The sequence below is a fragment of the Serratia sp. ASV30 genome (assembly GCF_016428815.1).
GTDB lineage: Bacteria > Pseudomonadota > Gammaproteobacteria > Enterobacterales > Enterobacteriaceae > Chania > Chania fonticola_C.
In genome coordinates this window covers 69,306-93,592 of record NZ_JAELTL010000008.1, presented here as the reverse complement: position 1 = coordinate 93,592, position 24,287 = coordinate 69,306, and the positions used below count along the sequence as shown (strand labels likewise).

Sequence of the window (24,287 nt, the reverse complement as noted above, 5' to 3'; positions counted from 1 at the left end):
GCCATGGCTTACATCTCCCCCGAATTGGCCGCTAGCCGCGCCGTAAGTTTGCCCGAACTGCTTTCCAGCCGTGAATGCCGGCAGGCACGGCAACAGGCGTGGCTGGCGCGCCATCCTACCGCCACGCTGGTGGTGCTCACTCTGGTGGTGCCGGGGGCGGTGAAAGACAGCCCCATGACGCGGCGCGTGTTCAACCTGGGTAGGCAGGCCTTGCAGCAGATGTATCGCCAGCAAGGCTGGCTTTGTTTGCAGCAGAAGACCTTGGGGCTGCCCACTGGCTGCGAAGGCTATCTGGCGCTGCAAGCCGATGCCCGTGCGGTGAAAGAGGCGGCCATTCAGCTGGAAATCCAGCAGCCGATTGGCCGCCTGTGGGATATCGATGTGCTGACCCCGCAAGGGAAGATCCTGTCGCGGCGCGAACTTGGTCTGCCTGAACGCAGCTGTCTGCTGTGCAATCAGCCAGCCAAGATTTGCGCCCGCCAACAGAGCCACAGCACCGAACAACTGCTCAATGCAATGGAAAGGATGCTCAATGATGCACTCCCAGCCTGATTGGCAGCCGACGGTTACAGATCTTTCGCACAGCCAGCGCTTTGCCCGCAACGCCTATCGAGCGCTGTTGGTGGAGGTCAACTTGACGCCGAAACCGGGGTTGGTCGATCGCCACAACAACGGCGCGCATCGCGACATGGATATTGGCCACTTCTACCGCAGCTCGCGGGCGATTGGTCGATGGCTGCCCTATTTTATCCGCCAGGGTATGGCTGATGCCGGTTTGTCCGTCGAGCAGCAGCTTGCGCGCCTGCGCCCATTGGGTATGGCCTGTGAACAACAGATGTTCCGTGCTACCGGCGGCATCAACACCCATAAAGGCAGCGTGTTCTCGCTAGGGCTGTTGTGCTGCGCCTTTGGCCGTTTACAGCAACAACAACGGCAGACTGACGCCCAAAGCCTGTGTGGCGAAGTGGCCCAGATGTGCCGCGGGTTGGTTAGCCGAGAGCTGCAACGCAACAACGCGGGCCAGACGGCAGGGCAACGGTTATTTGCCGAATTTGGCCTGAGCGGTGCCCGTGGTGAGGCTGAATCCGGCTTTCAGCGGGTGATTGGCGGCTCGTTGCCGCTCTACCGCCAGAGGATCGCCAGTGGGTGTGGCGAGCAGGTCGCGCTGCTGGACAGCCTGCTGTGGCTGATGGCGCATAACGATGATACCAACGTCGCCTCGCGGGGCGGCATCAAGGGGCTGCGCTGGTTACAACACTATGCCAGCCAGTTATTGGCACAGGGAGGGGCTGGTGCTGCACAGGGTATTGCCCGTTTGCGGCAGTTCGACGTCGCGTGCATCGCCCGCAATCTCAGCCCCGGCGGCAGTGCCGATTTATTGATAGTCACCTGGCTGTTGGCGCAGTTGCCGCAGACGGGGGCTTAAAAAAATAACGAAGCCTTCAGGAGAAGTGTCCATGTCCGAAACCAAAGAGAAAATCTGGAAAGCGATCGCCCCGTTGGTGGTGCTTGCCGTCCTGTTAATGATACCCACGCCGGAGGGCATGCCACCGCAAGCCTGGCGTTATTTTGCCATCTTTGTGGCGATGATCGTCGGTATGATCCTGGAGCCGATCCCGGCCACGGCGATCAGCTTTATTGCCGTGACCGTCAGCGTGCTCAGTTCCAACTGGGTGCTGTTTGGCGCCGAAGAGCTGGCCAATCCCAGCTTTAAAGCCGGTAAAGAGGCGCTCAAATGGGGGCTGGCCGGATTCTCCAGTACCACCGTCTGGCTGGTGTTTGGGGCCTTTATCTTTGCGCTGGGCTATGAAGCCACTGGGTTAGGGCGACGCATCGCGCTGTTCCTGGTGAAGTTCATGGGCAAACGCACCCTGACGCTGGGCTACGCGGTGGTGATCATCGATATCATGTTGGCGCCGTTTACCCCGTCCAACACCGCGCGTACCGGTGGCACCGTCTTCCCGGTGGTGAAGAACCTGCCACCGCTGTTTGATTCCTTCCCGAACGATCCTTCTTCGCGCCGCATCGGTGGTTATCTGATGTGGATGATGGTGGTGGGGACCAGCATCAGCTCCTCCATGTTTGTGACCGGTGCGGCACCTAACGTGTTGGGCATCGAGTTCGTCAACAAGATTGCCGGGATCAATATCACCTGGATGCAATGGTTCCTGGCCTTCCTGCCGGTTGGGCTGCTGCTGCTGATCGTTGCGCCGTTGATTTCCTACTACCTGTACAAGCCAGGCGTTACCCACAGCGATGAAGTGGCTGGCTGGGCCAATAAGGCACTGGGGGAGATGGGGAAACTGACCCGCAAAGAATATACCCTGATCGGCCTGGTGTTACTCAGCCTGTGTCTGTGGGTGTTCGGCGGTAAAATTTTGGATGCGACAACGGTGTGCTTGCTGGCGGTATCGCTGATGCTTGCCCTGCACGTGGTCAGTTGGAAAGACATCACCAAATACTCCAGTGCCTGGAATACCCTGGTTAACCTGGCAACGTTGGTGGTGATGGCCAGTGGCCTGAGCCGCTCCGGCTTTATCGATTGGTTTGCCACCACCATGAGCACCCATCTGGACGGTTTCTCACCGAAGATGACGGTCGTTCTGCTGGTGTTGGTGTTCTACTACGCGCACTACCTGTTTGCCAGCCTGTCGGCCCACACCGCGACCATGCTGCCGATGATCCTGGCGGTAGGTAAAGGCTTGCCAGGCGTGCCGATGGAGCACCTTTCCATCCTGCTGGTGCTGTCTATCGGTATCATGGGGGTATTGACCCCGTATGCCACTGGCCCAGGGGTGATCATCTATGGCTGCGGCTATGTGAAGTCGAAAGACTACTGGCGTCTTGGCGGTATCCTCGGCGTGGTGTATATCGCGGCGCTGCTGTTGATCGGCTGGCCAATTCTTAGCCTGTGGTATTAAGTTAATCGGCGGCCATCCACGGATGGCCGCTGTTGCAATCCCTTCGCCCGTGACGCCCGTCACACACTTTCATGTCGAACGCCGTCATTATACAAAACCAACGTTAACCTATTCAAAATAATCATATTTAGGGAACCTCTGCGGATGAGAAAAAAAACGTTACTCCTTTGCCTGCCTTTACTGTTCAGCGGCACCGCCTTTGCCGAGAACGACGGTTATCAACTGGAACAGGTGCTGGTGATGAGCCGCCATAACCTGCGCGCACCGCTGGCGAACAACGGTAGCGTGCTGGCCCAGTCCACGCCGAAAGCCTGGCCACAGTGGGATACGCCAGGTGGCTTGCTGACCACCAAGGGCGGCGTGCTGGAAGTGTATATGGGCCACTATTTCAACGCGTGGCTCAAGCAAGCGGGCATTTTGCCGCAGGAAGGTTGCCCAGCCGCTGACAGCGTTTACGTGTATGCCAACAGCCTGCAACGCACGGTAGCCACCGCGCAGTTCTTTACCAACGGTGCATTCCCAGGCTGCGACATCAGCGTGCATCATCAGGAGAAAATGGGGGAGATGGATCCGACCTTCAACCCGATTATCACCAACAGCAGCGAAACCTTTAACCAGCAGGCGTTGAGCGCCATGAATGCCGAGCTGGCATCGCTGAAGCTGGACGCCTCCTACAAACAGCTCGAGCAGATCATCGACTACAAAGACTCCCCCGCCTGCAAGACTGACAAGCAGTGCAACCTGGCCACTGAACCGAACAAAATGAGCGCGGTGCCGGGGAAAGAGCCAGGCGTTTCTGGCCCGCTGAAAGTGGGTAACTCGCTGGTGGATGCCTTTATGCTGCAGTATTACGAAGGCTTCCCGATGAAAGACGTGGCCTGGGGCAAGATTGTGACGCCGCACCAGTGGCAGCAGTTGGCCAAGCTGAAAGATGGCTATCAGGATTCGCTGTTCACCTCGTCGGTCGTCGCCCAGAACGTTGCCAAACCGCTGCTGACCTATATCAACTCGGCGCTGATTAGTGAGCGCAAGGCGGATTCACCGAAGCTGACCGTGCTGGTAGGGCATGATTCCAACATCGCTTCGTTGCTGTCAGCGATGAAGTTCAAGCCGTATGCGTTGCCGAAGCAGTATGAGAAGACCCCGATTGGCGGCAAGCTGGTGTTCCAACGTTGGCACGATGGCAAAGGCGATCGCGATCTGTTGAAGATTGAGTATGTCTACCAATCAACCGAACAGTTGCGTAATGCCGAACCGCTGACGCTGAACACCCCTCCGCAGCGCGTCACACTGGCGCTGGAAGGCTGCCCGGTCGATAAAGATGGCTTCTGTGCCTGGAGCGACTTTGAAAAAACCATGAAGGACGTCTTGCATTAACAGTGCTGCCGGGGCGAACCGTTTCGCCCCGGCCAGCCGCGCGGTATATACTGTCTCAACGGACCCCTTATCACGGATGAAACGTGCTCTCTTCTTTTATTCTCAATGCTGAATTATTGCCGGTTGACGGCTTTGCTGGCCTGATCGCGCAATGTCACTTCTCTGTCGCGGATTACCACGACGATCTGTTTGCTGCCGTCGGTATCGATTTCCCTGAACATGTCGCACCAGCAGTCGCCAAACGTAAGGCCGAATATCTGGCCGGGCGCTATCTGGCACGCTGGGTGCTGGCAGAGTTGGGGCATCAGGATTTTACTTTATTGCGCGGGGAGAAGCGTGAACCGCTCTGGCCCGCTGGGATTGCCGGGGCGATCAGTCACAACAGCGATACAGCGCTGTGCGCAGCTCAGCATGAGAGTGGGGCAGGTGGCGTGGGTATTGACGTGGAAACGCAGATCCCGCCTGCACGAGCAGAAGAGTTGTGGAGCGGCATCGTCAATGAGGACGAATGCCAGTGGTTACGCCAACGGCCACAACCCTTTAATCTGCTGTTGACGCTGGTATTTTCCGCCAAGGAAAGCCTGTTCAAGGCGCTTTACCCGCAGGTGCGCTGCTACTTTGATTTTATGGATGCGCGGGTGACCCAGCTGGATATGCAGGCGCAGACCTTCGAGCTGGAATTGCAAAAGACGCTGACGCCGCTTTGCCACTCAGGCCGCCGCTTTAGCGGGCGTTTCTGGCTGCAAGGTGACGCTGTCACAACATTGATTTATTTTTAAAATCAGTGTTTTACTTCCTTCGGTGTCGTAGCAGATGGCGTGCACCTTCCAGTACCAGCAGCATGACCGCCAGCCAGATCGGGAGATAGGTCAGCCACTGGTTGGCGTTAATGGTTTCACCCAACAGCAGTGCGACGATCACCAACAATACCGGCTCTACATAGCTCAACAGGCCAAACAGGCTGAAAGGGAGCAGGCGACTGGCCAGGATATAGCACACAAGCGCCAGCGCGCTGATAATGCCCAACAGCGGGATTTGCAAATATAGCAGCGGTTTGGCCGTTAGCGCCGCCAGCGGTTCTGAGCCACCAAGGGCAAACAGCGCGGCAACCGGCAGCATCAGCGTCAGCTCACACCACAGTCCGCCCAAATGATCGGTGCCCAAGCGGCGGCGCAGAATAAAGTAAACGGGATAGCCTAACGCGACTACCAGCGTTGACCAGGAAACCCCGCCCACCTGGATCAGCTCATTACCTACGCCAACCAGTGCACATAGGGCCGCCATCTTTTGCAGCACAGACAGGCGATCGCGGAAAAACACTCGCCCTGCCAACACCATGGTCAGCGGCAACAGGAAATAGCCGAGTGAGACATCCAGCGCCATACCGTGCAGCGGTGCCCACAGGAATAGCCACAACTGAACTCCTAGTATTGAGGTGGTGAGCAGTAACAACAGCACGCGATGCGGGCGCTGCCGTAGCCAGTTCAGCATCTCTTTCACCCGCACCCAGTCGCCGGAAAGCAGCATAAACAGCGTCAGAAACGGCAGCGTCAGCAAGGTGCGCCAACCATAGATTTCCTCGCCGTCGAGTGGGGTTAGCATTGAGGTGTAGTAATACATCACGCCGAACAGCAGGGAAGCGACGACGGAAAGTATGATGCCCTTGATCACCAGCGTTCCTGATTATTAATGGAATTTCCTGTGGCTACTCTAAGGTTATTTAGCTCTAACAACAATGAATTACGCCGGACTGGACAACAACGGCCAAGCGGTTAGAATTACACCTGTGTATTTATCCAGGTAAAGGCGATGACAATCGATCTGTTTGAAGATGCGCTGCCACCGCCCTGGCGTGAGGAAATCGCGCCGGGGGCGGTGGTATTGCACGGTTTTGTTCGCGATCACGGGCCGGAACTGCTGGCGGCGGTCAACGGCGTGGTGGCACAGGTGCCTTGGCGGCATATGACCACGCCGGGCGGTTTCACCATGTCGGTGGCCATGAGCTGGTGCGGCAACGGCTGGAACAGCGACAGTAATGGCTACCGCTATTCGCAGCGCGATCCCGGAACCGGCAAAAGTTGGCCAGAAATCCCGGCAATTTTGCTGGCTTTGGCCGATGAAGCGGCTTTGCAAGCCGGGTTTGGTCATTACGTCCCGGATTCCTGCCTGATGAATCGCTACGATCCGGGCAGCAAGCTTTCGCTGCATCAAGATATTGACGAGCATGATTTTACGGCACCGATCGTTTCGGTATCGCTGGGGCTACCGGCCGTTTTTCAGTTTGGTGGCCTGCAACGTAGCGACAGAACGCAGCGCATCCCCCTGGCCCACGGTGACGTGGTGGTCTGGGGCGGCCCGTCGCGATTGTGTTTCCACGGCATCATGCCGGTGAAAGAGGGTTATCATTCACTGGTGGGGTCACACCGCATCAATATCACCCTGCGCAAGGCGCTTTAACGCGGGTTCCTGGCCTAAACTGGCCACCAGATAATCAATAAACACCCGCAGCTTGGGGGGCAGATGCTGAGTTGGGGCATACAGCAGCCACAGATCGCCATGATAGCTGCTGAGGAAATCCCATTCTGGCAACACCTGCACAATCTCACCGCTGGCCAGCGCCTGGTGGGCGGTAAAGTAGGGCAGGCTGCCGATACCAATATGCTGTTTCACCGCGTCCAACCGAACCCCTGTGTGGTTGGCGGCATAGCGCCCCCGGACATTGACCGAAACCGTCTTGCCGTTGCGGCGAAAACGCCAGCGTGCGTCGCTGGGCGTCTCCCCCAGATATATGCAGCTATGCTCCGTCAGGTCTCTTGGGTGACGCGGCGTGCCCTGCTGGGCCAGGTAATGCGGAGTGGCGCAGAGCAAATGTTCGATGGTCATCAACGGGCGACCGATCAGGCCCGGTGACGGGCGGTCGGTGATGCGCAGTGCCAGATCGACCCGATCGTCGATCAAATCCATGTAGCGGTCTTCCAACCGTAGATGAACATCCACCTGCGGATAGCGCTGCAAGAACGCCGGCATGTGAGGATGCAGAACAAAGTGCCCGACGGCCTTCGGCACGCTGACGCTGATCGTCCCTTCCGGCTCTGAGCTGCCCTGGCCGCTGATGGTCAACACTGAGTTGGCGGCATCCAGCATGGTGCGGCAGCGCTGAAACACGGCCTCCCCTTGCTCACTTAGGCGCAGTTTGCGGGTGGTACGGTGCAACAGCCGTACGTTCAGCGCTTGTTCCAACCTGGCAACGCTGCGGCTGGTGGCAGAAGGGGAGCTGCCCAACTGGCGGGCGGCGGCGGAGAAGCTGCCGCTTTCCACCACCTGAACAAAAACGGCCATTTCAACCAGCAGTGCGCTGGAAAGATTTGTGCTCATGGCGCAAAGGTCCATTGTAGTGAAGACGGATTATCAGCCGATTATGGCACGAATATAATAACGGCGTTAACCAGGAGAGAACCCCATGACCGAACGACTTTATTATTATCACGATGATTTGCAGCTCCAGGCACGGGTATTGTCCTGCACGGCGCAAGAGGATGGCAGCTATGCGGTGCAGTTGGATGCCACACTGTTTCACCCACAGGGCGGCGGGCAGCCAAGCGATAGCGGCACGATCGGCGGCGTAGCGGTGTTACGAGTTGCCGCGCAGGGCGATCAATTACTCCATTATCTGGCCGAGCCGTTGCCTTGTGGCCTGGTCACGCTGGAGATCGACGGTGAACAACGTCACCTGCATACCCGTTGGCATTCTGCCGGGCATTTGATTGGCTGGCTGGGGGAGGGCCAAGGCTGGCAGCCGGTGAAAGCCCACCACTGGCCGGGGGAAGGGCGTATCACCTTTGCGCCGGGTGCGCAGACAACAGTGTTGGAACAGGAATACTTGCAGCAACGGTTGATGGATTTGATCGCCGCCGATTTGCCACGAAGGCAGCAAGAGCAGCAAGGCGTCCGTCAGGTCGGGTTTGGCGATCTGCCAGCTTATGGCTGCGGTGGCACCCATGTTCGTTCGCTGGCGGAGTTGGGCAAGGTGCAAATCACCGCCGTCAAGATGAAGAAAGGGCAGTTGATTGTGCAGTATCAGGTGGAGTAAATCGGAGGGCAAATATTGCCCTCCGCAGGGCATTAAATCAGAACTTGATCTGTACTTTGCAAGATAACGTTTTATCTGCGGCGGCGATCAGGGCATCTTCGATTGCTTCGGGAGCATATTCCCCGCTGAGTAAGGGGAGTGGGTTGATGCGGCCATCTTGCAACCAGGCCACTGCGGTGGCGAACTCATCGATAAAGCGGAAGGAACCGACCCAGCGGATTTCTTTCACCAGCATTGGCATAACCGGGTATTCTACGCTGGCGGCCCCCATACCAACCTGAACTACCTTGCCTGCCGGGCGAGTCAAGGCAACGGTTGAGGCAATTGCCGCCGGGCTACCTGAGGCCTCAAACACTACGTCAAAATACCCTCTGTTGGCTTGATAGAGCTCACTGCTACCGTTCTCCAGCGGGTTGAAAGTGGCGCTTGCCCCCATGGCCAAGGCCAGTTCCAGACAACGGGGGCTGACGTCGGAGGCGACGATCTCTGTTGCTCCCGCAGTGCGGGCTGCAGCCATGATCAGGCAACCTATCGGGCCAGCTCCGATCACCAGCACTTTCTTGCCAACCAGCGGCCCAGCCACGTTCACCGCATGGATAGCCACCGCTGTCGGTTCAGCGAATGCCATCACCTGGGGAGTAACCTTATCGTAAGGGATGCACTGCGCCTCGGTTGCCGTCACGTATTCAGAGAAGCCACCGTTAACGTGTGGATTAAATTGAGCGCTGCCCATAAAACGCATGGATGAGCAGAGGTTTTGCTGGCCGGAGAGGCAATATTCGCAGGCGTTACAAGGCTGTGATGGATTGACCGCCACCCGTTGACCAACGCGCAATGCAGAACCGGTAGGGGCTTTTGTCACCACGCCAACAAATTCGTGCCCTACTACCATAGGGTGCTTAAGCACTGACATTCCGGCGCGGCCATGCTGATAGTAATGAATATCGGAACCGCAAATCCCCCCACACTCGACTTTGACCAGAACCTCGCGATCGCTATATTCCAGTTCACGCTGTGCGACACGGACATCTTTTTCACCGAATGCGAAGCAGGCTTTGCAGGTGATTTTCTGTTGGTTACTCATGTTTTTGGCCTCAATTAGAGTTCTTGCGCGGTGCGCTGTGGGAGGTTTTTTTCAGCTTTGGGCGGAACGATCACTTCGATTTTTCCCACCAGGAAGGTGTAGGCCAGCAGGCCAGCCAGCGCGACGGCGGAGATATACCACATCGCATACTGGAAGTTGTTGGTACGTTGCAAGATCACACCGATCACGATTGGACTGACGATACCGGAGAGATTGCCGCAGATATTCAGACAGCCGCCCATGGTGCCGATAAAGTTACGGGGTATTACATCGCTCCATACCACCCAGCCAAGATTGGAGAAGGCATTGGCGAAGAAGGCAATAGACAGGATAGCGATAGCGATAACCGGCCGATCCTCAAAGAAATTGACCAGGCAGATCACCATGGTCAGGCATAAACCGCTCATTACCGGCAACTTACGGGCAAAAGTCCGTGACTTGCCTTTTTTCAATAGCATATCGCTCAGCGTTCCGCCGCACAGTACCCCGGCCATCGCCATCAGGTATGGGAAGGAAGCACCCAGACCGGCTTTGGCAATGGACAGGTTCAGGCCTTTTTCCAGATAGACGATAAACCAGGTCAGGAAGAAATAAAGGGTAGACGAGCAGGCGAACTGGGCGATAAACAGGCCCCAGATGGTACGATTCTTCAGGAAGAAGCTGATATCGCTCCAACGGACTTTCTCACTGACGTTGGCCTGGTTTTTCGAGCCGTAGCCACCCCCTTCGCGAATGTAATCCAGCTCCTGTTGGTTGGTGCCATGACTATGCTGAGGATCGCGATATTTCAGTAACCAATAAATACCGAACAGAATGCCGACGCCGCCAGACAGATAGAACGACATTTCCCAGCCATATTCCGCAACGATAAACGACAGTGCTGGGGTTAACAGCGCCAGGCCGATGTATTGTGCGCTGGAGTAAATTGCCGTTGCCCGTGCCCGTTCATGATCGGGGAACCAGGTGGCGATAATTTTGGTGTTGGAAGGGAAGGAGGGCGCTTCAGCAATACCGATTAATGCCCTACAGGCCAGCAACATCAGGAAGGACGCCGTTGCCGTAGCGAATAGGTGATGCGAGGCAAACCCCATCAGGAAGGTGAAGACGCTCCACAGAATAATGGCACTACCGTACAGAATACGTGAGCCGATACGATCCAGCACGTAGCCTACCGGGATCTGGCTGGCGGCATAGAACCAGGTAAACATGGAAAATAGCAGGCCAAGCTGGGTGGAGCTCAAATCAAATTCGGACTGAATTTTACTGCCAGCGACGGACAGGTTGGCCCGGTCCATATAATTTATCGCCGTTACAATAAACAACAGCGACAGAATAAAGAATCGCGACTTTGTTGCTTTCATTTTATTGTCCTGGTCAGTTGTTGATTCTACAAACAGCCGGATACAGCAGTGCTACCCACAACCTTGAGTTGTGGGTAAAAGCACTTACAAGTCGAATGTAGAACGGTTACAGCACGGCTAACCAACCGCCATCGACGTAGATGATCTGGCCGTTGATATAGTCGGAAGCGGCAGAAGAGAGGAATACGGCGGTGCCAATCAGTTCTTCCGGCTTGCCCCAGCGTTGAGACGGGTTGCTGGCTTTGACCCAGGCATCGAACGTTTTATTTTCAATCAGCGCGGTATTCATGTCGGTGAGGATATAACCTGGGCCTATCGCGTTGGTCTGAATATTGAATTCGGCCCATTCGGCGGCCATGGCGCAGGTCAGCATTTTGATGCCCCCCTTGGCCGCGGTGTATGGGGCAACGGTAGGGCGTGCTGCCTGGCTGGTGAGTGAGCCGATATTGATGATTTTACCGCCTTTGCCTCGGGCGATCATACGTTTTGCCGCCGCGCGGGACACGATAAATGCGCTGGTCAGATTAGTGTCGATCACCCGTTGCCACTGTTCGAGTTCCAGCTCAACCATGGGCTTACGGTATTGGATACCAGCGTTGTTGATCAGGATATCCACCCGCAATCCCTGTTGTTCCAGAGCGGCAAAGGCGTTTTCTACCGCCTCTTCATTGGTGACGTCAAATGCCACACCGTGCGCCTGGTAACCTTTGTCGCGTAACTTGGCGACCGAGCCTTGCAGCAACTCTTCGCGTATATCGTTCAGGATCACGCTGGCTCCCGAGGCCGCCAGACCTTCCGCATAGGCAAATCCCAAACCTCGGGCGGACCCCGTTACCAGTGCCGTTTTCCCAGTCAAATCAAATAGTGCAGCAGACATAGCAAATCCTCATTAGTGGTCTTATCAATGGACAGTGTTAACTTGTATGACATCATTCATATTTAAACTGGGTTATGGCGGAGTTTAAATCAATGCGCTTGAGTGTTTTTTGCCATGAAGATCACAAAACATTATTTTAGTGGACTATTTTTCTATTATAAAACAGTTATATGATGGTTTTTTGACGAGCTTTGTGTGCTAGCGCACAAAATCAAATCTGTTTGGTTTGGTAAAAAAATATTCGGTGATATAAGTGAAATAACTTGTAGGACAACCATTGAGTTGGTAGATCTGACTGGTCTTAGTGGTTCGCCGTAAAGCATTGGCGGCCAGTTATGAATGATGAAGTTAACAGCTCAGGCTTTTAAATTAAGGAGTTACTGTGAGTAATCTAAGAATCACTGCGGTGAAAACCATTCTGACGGCACCGGGCGGCATTGATTTGGCCGTGGTTAAAGTAGAAACCAACCAACCGGGGCTTTATGGCCTGGGATGCGCTACCTTTACCCAGCGTATTCACGCGGTGAAAACTGCCATTGATGAATACATGGCACCGTTTTTGATTGGCAAAGATCCGGCGCGAATCGAAGATATCTGGCAGTCTGCCTGCGTGAGCGGCTATTGGCGCAGTGGCCCGATCATGAACAACGCACTATCCGGTGTGGATATGGCATTGTGGGATATCAAGGGCAAATTGGCAGGCATGCCAGTGTATGAGTTGCTGGGGGGGCAATGCCGTGACGGCATCCCGCTGTATGTGCATACCGACGGCAGTGACGAATTTGAGGTGGAAGATAACATTCGTGCCCGTATGGAAGAGGGTTATCAATACGTACGTTGCCAGATGGGCATGTATGGTGGGGCGGGAACAGACGATCTGAAACTGATCGCTACTCAGTTGGCTCGGGCCAAAAACATCCAGCCCAAACGTTCGCCACGTTCCAGCACGCCGGGGATTTATTTCGATCCGGAAGCCTATGTGAAAAGCGTGCCACGCCTGTTTGACCACCTGCGCAACAAGCTAGGTTTCGGCATCGAGTTTATCCATGACGTTCACGAGCGCGTGACGCCAATCGCTTCCATTCAACTGGCAAAAACCTTAGAGCAATACCAGCTGTTCTATCTTGAAGATCCGGTGGCACCCGAAAATATCGACTGGCTTAAAATCATGCGCCAGCAAACCTCTACGCCGATCTCAATGGGGGAATTGTTTACCAATATCAATGACTGGAGGCCGCTGATCACCAATAATCTGATTGATTATATCCGCTGCCACGTCAGCACCATTGGCGGTATTACGCCAGCGAAAAAACTGGCGACTCTCAGTGAGATCCATGGTGTACGTACCGCCTGGCATGGCCCTGGAGATATCTCTCCAGTGGGCGTTTGCGCCAACCTGCACCTTGATATGAGCATAACCAACTTCGGCATCCAGGAATATACGCCGGTGAATGACGCGTTGCGTGAAGTGTTCCCAGGCTGCCCGGAAATCGAGCAGGGTTATGCCTATCTGAGCGATCGCCCAGGGCTGGGGATTGATATTGATGAGAAGAAAGCGGCGCAGTATCCCTGCGTTGGCGGTATTCCTTCCTGGACCATGGCGCGCACGCCAGACGGCACGGCTTCCCGGCCATAAGCTCAGGGGCCGACCTGGAAACGACATTTGTCATCCGTGAAAGGTGATGCCCCTCCTCAATTTGGGGGAGGGGGTGAAACGTCACTCGGCATCTGGTGTTGACTGTTTCAGCTTTTCAATTGCCGTCACGTTTTCTGACATGGCTTCATTCAGCACTGCAACGGCGGTGGTCGAGTCACGGTTTTTGATCGCCATAAAGACTTTGATGTGTGCTTCAACGCTTTCCAGCGAGATGCCCAAGGCGCGATTCAGCTCTTCCAGATAGTAATAATAGGTATCTTTGATGGAGTTCATCACGCTGTAGAACACCTTGTTTTGTGATGCTTTGGCGATCGCCAGATGAAAGTCAAAGTCGGCCTGGGAATATTTCTTATAGTCATCCTTGTTGACCAGCATGCGGTTTAGCGCTTGTTCCAGCGCGGTAATGTCTTCTGGCGTGGCGTTTAGCACCGCCAGTTCCATGCATTTGAATTCAACCGTCTGGCGAAACACCATCATGTCGTGAAACTCTTCGCGGCTGAGGTGCATGATGGGTTGCTGTTCATTGAGCAGGCTTTGCTGGTTGAGGTTTTTGCTGACAAAACTGCCTTTGCCTTGCTGAGTGACCACAATCCCCAAATCACGCAGGCGTTGTACTGCACTGCGGATACTGACGCGGCTAACGTTGAAGGAGACTGTCAGCTCAGCTTCAGAGGGGAGTTTACTCCCCGGAGGCCAACTGCCATCAAGCAGTTTTTCTTTGATCTGCTCGTAAACCGCATTGACCACATTGTGTTTTTGGATCGATTGAATGCTCATAAGCTCCGTCATCAGGTTGTCCTACAACATGCCTGTGGTATAGCACGCTCGGCCTTGGGTGTGAAGCGGTGGCGACTGAATTTGTGTCTTGGCTCTGACGTAACGGCAGAAAATTAATTTTGTGATCGAGATTTAAAATTGCTGTATTGGCTATTGATCAAGGTGGACATGTGTCGCATTTTTATACATGAATGATGTCATACAGGTTAATGTATGACAGGTTCTTAATCACATGGATTAGCAACGAACGCGGCCAATGGATGAACAGGCTGCTGAACATTAATCACCGTTGGGAAAAGAATTATGAGCTTGAGTTTGCCAAAAAAATTGGCCCCGATTCGCTGGCGAAAACTGATCCCGCTGGCATTTATCACCTACAGTCTGGCCTATCTGGATCGCGCCAACTATGGTTTTGGTGCCGCTTCCGGGTTGGCGCAGGATCTGAATATCACGCCAGGTATGTCTTCGCTATTAGGGGCGCTATTCTTCCTGGGCTATTTCTTTTTCCAGGTGCCTGGCGGCATCTATGCGGAAAAGCGCAGTGCGAAAAAGTTGATCTTCTGGAGCCTGATACTGTGGGGGATTTTGGCGACCGCGACCGGTATGGTGCACAGCGTAGCCGCATTGGCGGTTATCCGCTTTTTGTTAGGGGTTGCAGAAAGTGTGGTGATGCCTGCGATGCTGGTATTCCTTAGTCACTGGTTTACCAAGCAGGAACGCTCGAAGGCCAACACCTTCTTGTTCCTGGGGAACCCAATCACCGTGCTGTGGATGTCGATTCTCTCCGGCTATTTGGTGGATGCCTTCGGCTGGCGTGGCATGTTTATTATCGAAGGTGTGCCTGCCATTATCTGGGCGGCGATCTGGTGGGTGATCTTTGTGGATCGTCCAGCCGACGCTAAATGGCTCAGTGAACAGGAGAAGATCGATCTGGAAGCGGCATTATTGGCTGAGCAGGCCGAGATGAAACCGATCAAGAACTATGGTGAAGCGTTCCGTTCTCGTAAAGTGTTGTCACTGTCATTTATCCACTTCTTCTGGAATATTGGCATGTACGGTTTCATCATGTGGTTGCCGTCGATCCTGAAAACCGCATCCGGTATGGGCATTGTCGCCACCGGTTGGTTGTCTGCCGCACCGTACCTGTTGGCGGTACCGCTGATGCTCACGGCCTCTTACTTTTCTGATAAATACCAACAGCGTAAATTGATTGTGCTGTTATTCCTCGGGCTGGGGGCGGTGTGTTTCTGCGCTTCATTTACGTTGGGATCCAACCACTTCTGGCTGTCCTATATTCTTCTGGTTATCGCCGGTGGGGCGATGTATACGCCTTATGGGCCATTCTTTGCCGCTATCCCAGAGTTGTTGCCACGTAACGTGATGGCAGGAGCCATGGCGTTCATTGTCAGCTTTGGGGCGTTGGGTTCCTTCGTTGGGGCATGGATAGTCGGGTATCTGAATGGGATTTTCCATGGACCGCAGGCGTCATACGTCTTTATGGGAACCTCGCTGGTAATTGCAGTGGTGTTGACGGCGTTCACCCGCTTTAGCAATAAACCTTCGGCGACTGGCGTATCAAGAGCAGTAGCAATATCTTGATTCATGCAGGGCCGGTTATCCACCCGGCCCTGCATGGAGTGGCTGCCAGCGACTTGCCCTTGTGCGTTTTCCATCATTAGTTAGCGAAATTAGTTCGTTCAACTCCGTGCCATTTTGGTTTGTTATCTACCCCATAACAAACCGACATAAAGAAGGCACGGCACCCATGTTTAATTTTCCTTTCAAGACGTTAACCAGCGGACTGGCAGTGGTCTTAGGCGCTGCGGCTGCGGCGAGCCCGGCCATCGCGGCGGTGCAGGGCGGCACTCTGATCTATCTGGAGCAGCAGGCCCATACCAATCTGTATCCCCCTTCCGGCGGGTTTTATCCCAACGGCGGTATCCTTAACCAGATCACCGACAAGCTGACCTACCAGAACCCCAAGACGCTGGAGATCGAACCCTGGATCGCCGAGTCCTGGTCCAGCAACCCCGATAAAACGGAATATACCTTCAAACTCCGCCCCGGCGTGACGTTTTCCGACGGGACGCCGCTGGATGCCAACGCGGTAGCGAAGAACTTTGATACCTACGGTTTGGGCAATAAATCGCTGCGCTTGCCGGTTTCCGAGGTGATCAATAACTATGACCACAGTGAGGTCATCGATCCGCTGACGGTCAAATTCTATTTCAAACGCTCATCCCCAGGCTTCCTGCAAGGTACGGCGACCATCGGTTCCGGGCTGGTGTCGCTCAGCACGCTGAACCGCCAATACGATGAACTGGGTGATGCGCGCCATATTATCGGCTCTGGCCCGTTTGTGGTGAGCGGTGAAACCCTGGGGCGCGAGGTCGATCTCAGCGTACGTAAAGACTATCACTGGGGACCGGCCAAGCTGGCTCAGCAAGGGCGGGCCAATCTGGATGCCATCAAGGTGATCGTCACTCCGGAAGACAGCGTGCGAATTGGTGCGTTGCAGGCCGGACAGGCGGACTTTATTCGCCAGATCCAGGCTTACGATGAGAAGCAAACCCAGGATCAGGGCTTTACGATCTATGCCGCGCCAACCCGTGGCGTCAACGACAGCATTGCCTTCAGACCAGACAATCCGCTGGTGGCCGACATTCGCGTGCGGCAAGCGCTGCTGCATGCCACCGACAGCAAACAGATCGTCGATACGCTGTTCTCTGCTAACTACCCACAAGCCAAATCGGTGATTGCCTCCTCGGCAGCCGGTTTTGTCGATCTCTCCGACAAATTGACTTTCGATCTGGCGAAGGCCAACCGCCTGCTGGATGACGCCGGTTGGCAAAAGGGCAGCGACGGCCTGCGCCAGAAGGATGGTAAGAAGCTGTTGTTAACGGTGTACGAGTCGCTGCCACAGCCGCAAAACAAGGCGGTGCTGCAATTGGTCTCGCAGCAGTGGGGCAAGGTGGGGGCGCGGTTGAATATCTTGGCAGGCGATGCAGGTAGCCGGGTGGCGGATAACCTCGATCCGCAAAAGACTCCAGCTTCGGTGGTAGAAGTGGGCCGTGCCGATCCCGATGTGATTAAAAGCCAGTTTTATCCCACCAATCGTGATGGCCTGTTGCAGCAGGGTGGCACCAGCCAGAACAGTAAATTTATCGACAACTCGCTGAACCAACTGCTGCTGGGGATCGCCTCTGAAGTGGACCCGGCCAAGCGCTTACAGATTGCCGGTGAGGCTCAAAAGTATCTGCTGGATCAGGCCTATGTGATCCCGTTCTTTGAAGAGCCGCAGGTCTTTGCCGGTGCTCCCTATCTGAAAGGCGTCAACTTTGAAGCCGTGGGTCGGCCAAGTTTCTATGGCGCGTGGTTAGAGAAACGGTAACGCCATATTCGAGGAGATAAAGATGCTGAAATATCTGAGTGGCGGAACCGGGCAGGCGTTGCTGGTGCTGTGGGCGGCATTTACGCTGTCGTTTATCTTGCTGCAGGTACTGCCAGGCGATGCGATCCTGATTAAATTTCAGAACCCGGATATGGGCCTTAGTCCGGCGCAGATTGCCGACATGCGTGCCGCCTACGGTGCCGATATCCCCCTGTGGCAGCAATATCTGCATACGCTGGGGAATTTCCTGCGCGGTGATTTGGGCTATTCGATTCAGAACGGCGTGCCGGTGAGTGCCTTGCTGGCTGCCAACCTGCCTGCCACCCTGCAACTGGCGGTGCTGGGTTTCACCCTGGCCTTGCTGTTGGCACTGGTCATTGCCTTTGTCTCCAATCTGATCGGTTTTGGCTGGCTGAAATCGACGCTGCAATCGCTGCCTGCGCTGTTTGTGTCGGTTCCCACCTTCTGGCTTGGCATCGTGTTGATCCAGATCTTCTCATTCCGGCTGAAGCTGGTGCCGATCATTAATCCAGGCGAGTGGGTTGGCCTACTGTTGCCGATCGCCACCTTGGCAATCCCAATTTCTGCACCGCTGGCGCAGATCCTGATCCGCAGCATTGATAGCGTGCAAACTCAGCCGTTTGTGGCGGTGGCGCGTGCCAAAGGGGCTAGCCGTAGCGGAGTGCTGTGGCGACATGTGGCGCGCAACGCCATGCTGCCGGTGCTGACTATCGCGGGCATTTTGTTTGGCGAACTGATCGCCGGAGCGCTGATCACCGAAACCGTATTTGGCCGCAGTGGCCTGGGACAACTGACACAGCAGGCGGTCGTGAACCAGGATGTGGCGGTGCTACAGGCGGTGGTGATGATCTCTGCCGCCGCCTTTGTCTTCCTCAATCTGCTGGTCGATCTGCTGTTCCCGTTGCTCGATCCCAGACTGAAAACCTATGCAGGAGCGACCCGATGAGCAGTATTCCGTTGGAAAAATCCGTGATGCCGGAACGCGATCTGTCCGGTGGGGAAGCCGAAGGGAGTGTACGCACAGCCAGGCCTGCTCAGCGGCGTTATCCGCTTAGCCTGTGGCTAGCCTGGATCGTGCTTGGGATCGCTGTGCTATGGGCGATCGCCCCAGAACTCTTTACTGCGTACAGCGGCACGGAAGGGATTGCCGGAGCACAACGTCTGGCACCCGGTGGTGAACACAGGCTAGGCACCGATCCGCTGGGGCGCGATCTCTACGCCCGGATCGTGTATGGCGCATCGCACACTTTATCCGCAGCGCTAGTTGCCGTAGCGCTGGGGCTGGTTGTGGGGACGTCGTTGGGCCTGGTCGCGGGGGCTTTAGGCGGCATCGTCGATGATGTTGTGATGCGCTTGGTTGATGTTTTGCTGTCGATCCCTGGGCTGCTGCTTTCTTTGAGCGTAATTATCCTGCTGGGCTTCGGCACGGTGAATGCGGCGCTGGCGGTGGGGATCTCGTCGGTGGCCAACTTTGCGCGTCTGGCACGTGCGGAGGTGCTGAGGGTGCGGCACAGCGACTACGTTGAAGCGGCCTACGGCAGCGGCGGACACTTTTGGGCGGTGCTATGGCGGCATATTTTGCCTAATTCGCTGACCTCGGTGATTGCATTCTCTGCCCTACAGTTTGGCAATGCCATTCTGGCGATTGCCACCCTCAGTTTTCTGGGATACGGCACGCCACCGCCCACGCCGGAATGGGGCTTACTGATCGCCGAAGGGCGTAACTACATCTCAACGGCCTGGTGGCTGACTACCTTCCCCGGCCTGATGGTGGTTGCCGTGGTGCTGGCCGCCAACCGAATCAGCCATGCATTAGGGAGCGCGCGCCGATGAACCCACAGACAACCGTTTCACCTGTGCCCTTGCTGGAGCTGGATAACGTTTCTATCGCCTATCAGCAGGGCAACAGCAGCCAGCGGGTAGTGCACAACGTTTCTTTTACCATTCAGCCGGGGGAAGTCGTTGCCCTGGTTGGGGAGTCTGGATCGGGGAAAACCACCACGGCCCAGGCGATTATCGGCCTGCTGGCGGAAAATGGCCGCCTGGAGCAGGGGGCTATCCGGCTTAATGGCACCGATATTGCGGACTGGTCACCGCGCCAGTTGGATGCGGTGCGTGGTGCGCAGATAAGCCTGATCCCGCAAGATCCCGCCAGTTCGCTGAACCCGGTTAAAACCATCGGTGAGCAGGTTGCCGAGATCATCAATATTCACCAACGCCTGCCACGCAAGCGGGTACAGCTTCGGGTAGTGGAGTTACTCACTCGCGTGGGGTTGACTCACCCGGAATTGCGGGCGCGTCAGTATCCGCATGAGCTTTCCGGCGGCATGAAGCAGCGGGTGCTGATTGCTATCGCCATGGCGTTACGGCCCGCGTTGATCATTGCCGATGAACCGACCAGCGCGCTAGACGTAACGGTGCAAAAACGCATTCTCGATCTGATCGACGAACTGCGTCAGGAGTTTGGCACGGCGGTGCTGTTCGTCACCCATGATTTGGGCGTGGCGGCGGAACGGGCCGATCGGCTGCTGGTATTTCGTCATGGCAGGGTACAAGAACAGGGGCAAACGGCGGCGGTATTGCAGGCACCGGCGCATGAATATACCCGCCGCTTGTTTGCCGATGTGCCTTCGCTGGCCTCCGTCGCTCCGCCAGCGATCGCCCGTAAGGTAGAACCGGCTATCGTCGTCAACGAACTGGTGAAGGATTTCCGTTTTGCTGGCAGAGGCGGGCAGGCGTTCCGCGCTTTGGATCGGGTGTCGTTCAGCGTGCAGCGCGGCACCACGCATGCGCTTGTCGGCGAGTCTGGCTCCGGTAAAACCACCTTGGCCCGCTGCCTGCTGGGTTTTCAGCGGCCGGATGCTGGGCAAATCATCATCGACGGCGTCGATTTTACCCGGCTAAAGGGCGAGGCGCTGCGCCAGTTTCGGCGGCGTATCCAACTGGTCTATCAAAACCCCTTTGCTTCGCTCGATCCGGCGCAAACCTTGTATCAGGCGATCGAAGAGCCGTTGCTCAACTTTGAGCCTGTCGCCAAGGCTGAGCGTTACCGGCGGGTGCGGGAACTGTTCGAGCGAGTTGCTCTGCCTGCCGAGCTCTTGACGCGCAAACCGCGTGAGCTTTCCGGTGGCCAACGCCAACGGGTCGCCATCGCCCGTGCTCTGATACTGCAACCTCGGGTGTTGGTATTGGATGAGGCCACTTCGGCACTAGACGTGACCGTGCAGGCGCAAATCCTGCGCTTATTGCAGCAGCTACAGCAGGAGCTGGGGCTGACCTACCTGTTTATTTCACACGATCTGGCGACGGTGCGACAAATCTCGCACAGCGTCTCGGTGCTGTGCCGTGGGGAGCAGGTAGATGTGGGCACTACCGCCGAGATATTTGCCCGGCCGGGCAGTGACTATACCCGCCAATTGATTACGGCCATTCCTGGCCGTGGGATGTATCAAACTTTGAAGGATGCCTCATGAGCGCTAAACGTCTCGGCTTTTTTACCCGCCTGCTGGATAACGGCAGTGCTCAGGAACGTTACCGGCTGGCCACCGAGCAGATTGTCCATGCCGAACGCGCCGGGTTCGACACCGCATGGGTTGCGCAGCACCATTTTCATCAGGATGAGGGCGGGCTGCCTTCACCCCTGGTTTTTTTGGCTCAGGCTGCGGCGCACACCCGGCATATTCGTTTGGGGACTGGAGTGATCACCCTGCCGATGGAGTCTGCCGTTCGCGTGGCGGAAGATACGGCAGTGCTGGATCTGCTATCTGGTGGCCGGTTGGAAGTGGGGCTGGCGGCAGGAGGAACACCGTCTTCGTTTAGCGCTTTTGGTATTGATGCCGAGCGGCGTAATGCGGCGTTTAACGATAATTTACGCATTCTGCTGGATGCCTGGGGCGGCGAAGCGCTCGGCAACGCGGCCAACCGTCTCTATCCGGCCGCTCCCCAATTGAAAAAACGCGTTTGGCAAGCCACCTTCTCGGTTGAAGGTGGGATCCGGGCTGGTAAGGCTGGGGATGGGCTGATGCTGTCACGCACTCAACCCAGGCCACTAACTGCCCCGGATACGCCACTTGATGAGCTGCAAAATCCGATTATTGACGCCTATCTTGCCGCGCTGCCGCCTGGGGTGGAGCCCCGCATCATGGGATCGCGTACCGCTTTTGTGACTGAAGATCAGAGCCGTGCACGGGATTTTGCTGCACAGGGGCTTAGCCGTGGATTGGAGCGTTTACGCGCCAGTGGGCATCAGGTGCAGGATGAGTCGCTCGACGGTCTGATCCGCGCTTTTGACGTGCATCTCGGTACGCCAGAACAGGTGATCGCCTCGTTGCAACGCGATAGCGCGCTGGCCCGCGTCACCGATTTGGCATTTCAGGTGCACTCTATCGATCCGCCACACGCCTATATTTTGCGCTCCATTGAGCTGATTGCTCGCGACGTTGCACCGGCACTGGGCTGGCAGCGGCGCAATCCTGCCACGTTGGCTTATTCACATCACGCAGAGGAAAACGTATGACCGATACCCAGGATCACCTGACCAGACTGGCTGAAATCGCCCCAGACTCTCCTTTGGCACAGGCCAGAGCAACACGTCAGGCGGCCACCGACGGGATTGAGGCCAGCTATCAGCGGCTGTTTGCGCCACAGGATGTGGGCGATTTCGGGATTGCGGAGCGCCTGCTGTTGGCACAACGTATCAGTGAATGGCACGGCGATCGGCAGTTGGCGGCGCATTATGCCCAACTGCAGCAAGCTCAGCCCGCAGACGGCCCACGTTTGCAGGCTGCATTGGATCATGCAGAACGCCTGGCCTTCAAGCCTGCCGGGGCCGAAGCCAAACACTTACAGGCTCTGCAACAGGCGGGGTGGTCGTTGGATGACATTGTCACGCTTTCACAACTGATCGCCTTTGTCAGTTTCCAGAGCCGTCTGTTGTTCGGCTACCGCTTGCTGGCAGGATTACCGGTAGCGACCAGCGGTCGTGCTCCTGTCCGAGCCTCGGCCTGGCGCACCGCGAGTCATACAGCCAGTGGTCGCAATGCACCGCCAGCGTTCACCAGACAGGAGTTGGGATGGGAACCCTGGATTGCGGCTAAATCCTTGGAGGCGTTTGACGAGCCGGGAAAAGCCTTGCTGAGCAAGTTCGGCCACGCGGATTCCGACTATTTCCGTTTGCTGGCTCGCGATCATGCGGTGTTGGAACAGAGAACCATCACGGATCGGGCCATTTTCTACACCGCTGGCGGTTTGGCCCGCCAGGATCGGGAGTTGGCTGCGGCGGTGGCCAGCAAGGTGAACGGCTGTATTTACTGTGCCTCGGTGCATGCGCGTAAAGCGGCGCAGTTATCCAAAAGGGCAGAAGAGGTGCAGCGCCTGCTGGATATCGCACCGGGAGGGAACTTGAGCGAAGGGCAGGGTGAGGATTGGCGTACGCAAATAGACTTTGCCGCCGCGCTTTCGGCTACGCCACCGCAGGCCAATGCGGCTCAGTTGGCTGCGTTACGTGAACAAGGGTTGGGCGAACTGGAACTGTTGGACCTGGTGCAGGCTACGGCCTTCTTTGCCTGGGCCAACCGCTTGATGCTCACGCTCGGCGAACCTTATGACGATTGAGTCACACGGTGTTTAAACAGCAAAAAGCCCGCTTAGTTGCCTAAGCGGGCTTTTCTAAATATGGCTCCTCTGACTGGACTCGAACCAGTGACATACGGATTAACAGTCCGCCGTTCTACCGACTGAACTACAGAGGAATCGTGTGAACGGGGCGAATAATAGCGGTGCCGATGGGGCTTGTAAAGCATGAAAATGCACAAAAGTTCCGTTTGTCGAGGTTATGAGCAAATCGGCTTATTTTCCAGCAGCTTAAACTTTATCACTGGCAGGCAGTCCACTATCAATGTAGGCCGAACACATTTTGTGAGTTAATCCCGAATTTTTGCGAGGTGTGGATATTTTAAAGAGCAAGACCGAGAAAATTCCTAATAATAAAGCGAGGAAATGAGATTTTTTGCTAAGATATTTCCTGTAATTTGCGGGGATTGTTCCTAATAATCGATGGGGGAGCCAGCTTAAGGATTATCATCAAACCCCGTATTTTTAACACAACAATCAGAATGCCTCGGATAAATCTTTGGTTCGTGCTGTCGTTATAGAAAATCATCCGGGCACGTGTGGAGTAAATCGCCAAAAAATGCATTTTTAATAATATAAACATCTATTTTTTATCATGGTTAATAGTCATCTTTATTCGGAAAAATGACGGGCAGAAGCATAGCGGCGGATATCGTCATTAATTAATCTATCTAATTGTTTTTAATGTATATTATTTTGATTTTTTGCGGTTTTCTTTACCGGGGGATCAGAGTGGATGCTGTTGCATACCGGAGCGTATCCTTATCCTTCCTGGCGACTAACGCCGTTTTTGCCCCGCAACTCGGCGTTCAGGCTCGCTTGTAGAGTTGCTGGATATACAAAATACCAGTATTATTTTGCACTTCATAAACGTCGTGGGTAGGTTAAATCGCTGGCAAGTTGCGGCGCATTATTGCGCTATGCAGGTCATCGAGGAAACCCGGCTCAGTATTCGTTAAGTCAATAGACCATGGCGAACGTTGCAAGAGTAGGGCAATGAGCGGCCATAGTATAGCTCCAGTGAATGTTTGCTACTGAAGAGCCTCCCCTATATCATTGCTGAAAAGTGCACATATTATTTATCCAGGATATAACCGATC

At 55.5% G+C, this 24,287-nt stretch carries 21 protein-coding genes and 1 tRNA gene; 15 read left to right on the top strand and 7 right to left on the bottom strand.

Going from position 1 to position 24,287, the window contains the following annotated elements; genetic code table 11:
* Positions 1–3: 3 nt before the first annotated feature.
* From citX to JHD74_RS05310, 5 genes are all read left to right on the top strand, one after another.
* The gene (gene citX / locus JHD74_RS05330; protein ID WP_024528136.1) at positions 4–552 is read left to right on the top strand and encodes a citrate lyase holo-[acyl-carrier protein] synthase; all 549 of its coding nucleotides are present in this window, start codon (positions 4–6) and stop codon (positions 550–552) included.
* The gene (gene citG / locus JHD74_RS05325; RefSeq protein ID WP_074031945.1) at positions 533–1,426 is read left to right on the top strand and encodes a triphosphoribosyl-dephospho-CoA synthase CitG; all 894 of its coding nucleotides are present in this window, start codon (positions 533–535) and stop codon (positions 1,424–1,426) included. The genes citX and citG overlap by 20 nt, the downstream gene beginning before the upstream one ends.
* A gap of 31 nt (positions 1,427–1,457) precedes the next feature.
* Positions 1,458–2,921, top strand: a complete 1,464-nt coding sequence (locus tag JHD74_RS05320) for an anion permease (RefSeq protein WP_199061954.1) — start codon at positions 1,458–1,460, stop codon at positions 2,919–2,921.
* A 144-nt stretch (positions 2,922–3,065) separates the two neighbouring features.
* On the top strand, positions 3,066–4,298 hold the full coding sequence (gene agp / locus JHD74_RS05315; protein ID WP_098930584.1) for a bifunctional glucose-1-phosphatase/inositol phosphatase: 1,233 nt from the start codon (positions 3,066–3,068) through the stop codon (positions 4,296–4,298).
* Between the two features lie 83 nt (positions 4,299–4,381).
* Positions 4,382–5,077 carry a 4'-phosphopantetheinyl transferase superfamily protein gene (locus JHD74_RS05310; RefSeq protein ID WP_199061952.1) on the top strand — a complete coding sequence of 232 codons (696 nt, stop codon included), beginning with the start codon at positions 4,382–4,384 and terminating at the stop codon, positions 5,075–5,077.
* 10 nt (positions 5,078–5,087) lie between these two features.
* On the opposite strand, the gene rarD is transcribed toward JHD74_RS05310, so the two are convergent.
* The gene (gene rarD / locus JHD74_RS05305; protein ID WP_199061950.1) at positions 5,088–5,969 is read right to left on the bottom strand and encodes an EamA family transporter RarD; all 882 of its coding nucleotides are present in this window, start codon (positions 5,967–5,969) and stop codon (positions 5,088–5,090) included.
* Positions 5,970–6,107: 138 nt separating this feature from the next.
* On the opposite strand from rarD, the gene alkB reads away from it, so the two are divergent.
* Entirely contained in the window at positions 6,108–6,755 is a 648-nt protein-coding gene (alkB, locus tag JHD74_RS05300) for a DNA oxidative demethylase AlkB (RefSeq protein ID WP_024528142.1), read from the top strand.
* Here the strand turns inward: alkB and JHD74_RS05295 are convergent.
* Positions 6,717–7,673, bottom strand: a complete 957-nt coding sequence (locus JHD74_RS05295; RefSeq protein ID WP_081375903.1) for a LysR family transcriptional regulator — start codon at positions 7,671–7,673, stop codon at positions 6,717–6,719. The two genes, alkB and JHD74_RS05295, sit on opposite strands and share 39 nt — an antisense overlap.
* 85 nt (positions 7,674–7,758) lie before the next feature.
* Here JHD74_RS05295 and JHD74_RS05290 point away from each other — a divergent pair, with 85 nt between their 5' ends.
* Positions 7,759–8,388 carry an alanyl-tRNA synthetase gene (locus JHD74_RS05290; RefSeq protein WP_024528144.1) on the top strand — a complete coding sequence of 210 codons (630 nt, stop codon included), beginning with the start codon at positions 7,759–7,761 and terminating at the stop codon, positions 8,386–8,388.
* Between the two features lie 37 nt (positions 8,389–8,425).
* On the opposite strand, the gene idnD is transcribed toward JHD74_RS05290, so the two are convergent.
* From idnD to JHD74_RS05275, 3 genes are all read right to left on the bottom strand, one after another.
* The gene (idnD, locus tag JHD74_RS05285) at positions 8,426–9,472 is read right to left on the bottom strand and encodes an L-idonate 5-dehydrogenase (RefSeq protein ID WP_024528145.1); all 1,047 of its coding nucleotides are present in this window, start codon (positions 9,470–9,472) and stop codon (positions 8,426–8,428) included.
* A gap of 14 nt (positions 9,473–9,486) precedes the next feature.
* The gene (locus tag JHD74_RS05280) at positions 9,487–10,833 is read right to left on the bottom strand and encodes an MFS transporter (RefSeq protein ID WP_199061948.1); all 1,347 of its coding nucleotides are present in this window, start codon (positions 10,831–10,833) and stop codon (positions 9,487–9,489) included.
* Between the two features lie 106 nt (positions 10,834–10,939).
* Positions 10,940–11,710, bottom strand: a complete 771-nt coding sequence (locus JHD74_RS05275; protein WP_024528147.1) for an SDR family oxidoreductase — start codon at positions 11,708–11,710, stop codon at positions 10,940–10,942.
* Positions 11,711–12,092: 382 nt separating this feature from the next.
* Here JHD74_RS05275 and JHD74_RS05270 point away from each other — a divergent pair, with 382 nt between their 5' ends.
* Entirely contained in the window at positions 12,093–13,346 is a 1,254-nt protein-coding gene (locus JHD74_RS05270) for an enolase C-terminal domain-like protein (RefSeq protein WP_024528148.1), read from the top strand.
* An 81-nt stretch (positions 13,347–13,427) separates the two neighbouring features.
* Here JHD74_RS05270 and JHD74_RS05265 read toward each other — a convergent pair whose 3' ends face one another.
* The gene (locus JHD74_RS05265) at positions 13,428–14,144 is read right to left on the bottom strand and encodes a FadR/GntR family transcriptional regulator (RefSeq protein ID WP_024528149.1); all 717 of its coding nucleotides are present in this window, start codon (positions 14,142–14,144) and stop codon (positions 13,428–13,430) included.
* A gap of 303 nt (positions 14,145–14,447) precedes the next feature.
* Between JHD74_RS05265 and JHD74_RS05260 the strand changes: the two genes are divergently transcribed.
* The 7 genes from JHD74_RS05260 (at position 14,448) to JHD74_RS05230 (ending at position 23,169) form a co-directional block, all read left to right on the top strand.
* Complete coding sequence (locus JHD74_RS05260) at positions 14,448–15,743, top strand: MFS transporter (protein WP_024528150.1); 1,296 nt, start codon at positions 14,448–14,450, stop codon at positions 15,741–15,743.
* Between the two features lie 166 nt (positions 15,744–15,909).
* Positions 15,910–17,535, top strand: a complete 1,626-nt coding sequence (locus JHD74_RS05255; RefSeq protein ID WP_199061946.1) for a TIGR04028 family ABC transporter substrate-binding protein — start codon at positions 15,910–15,912, stop codon at positions 17,533–17,535.
* Positions 17,536–17,557: 22 nt separating this feature from the next.
* Positions 17,558–18,502, top strand: a complete 945-nt coding sequence (locus tag JHD74_RS05250) for an ABC transporter permease (RefSeq protein ID WP_199061944.1) — start codon at positions 17,558–17,560, stop codon at positions 18,500–18,502.
* On the top strand, positions 18,499–19,389 hold the full coding sequence (locus tag JHD74_RS05245) for an ABC transporter permease (RefSeq protein WP_199061942.1): 891 nt from the start codon (positions 18,499–18,501) through the stop codon (positions 19,387–19,389). The genes JHD74_RS05250 and JHD74_RS05245 overlap by 4 nt, the downstream gene beginning before the upstream one ends.
* Complete coding sequence (locus JHD74_RS05240; RefSeq protein ID WP_199061940.1) at positions 19,386–21,029, top strand: ABC transporter ATP-binding protein; 1,644 nt, start codon at positions 19,386–19,388, stop codon at positions 21,027–21,029. Before JHD74_RS05245 ends, JHD74_RS05240 begins: the two co-directional genes overlap by 4 nt.
* Complete coding sequence (locus JHD74_RS05235; RefSeq protein ID WP_199061938.1) at positions 21,026–22,072, top strand: putative FMN-dependent luciferase-like monooxygenase; 1,047 nt, start codon at positions 21,026–21,028, stop codon at positions 22,070–22,072. The genes JHD74_RS05240 and JHD74_RS05235 overlap by 4 nt, the downstream gene beginning before the upstream one ends.
* Positions 22,069–23,169 carry an alkylhydroperoxidase domain protein gene (locus tag JHD74_RS05230; RefSeq protein WP_024528156.1) on the top strand — a complete coding sequence of 367 codons (1,101 nt, stop codon included), beginning with the start codon at positions 22,069–22,071 and terminating at the stop codon, positions 23,167–23,169. Before JHD74_RS05235 ends, JHD74_RS05230 begins: the two co-directional genes overlap by 4 nt.
* 61 nt (positions 23,170–23,230) lie before the next feature.
* Here the strand turns inward: JHD74_RS05230 and JHD74_RS05225 are convergent.
* Positions 23,231–23,306 (bottom strand) — tRNA-Asn (locus JHD74_RS05225).
* Positions 23,307–24,287 lie beyond the last annotated feature (981 nt).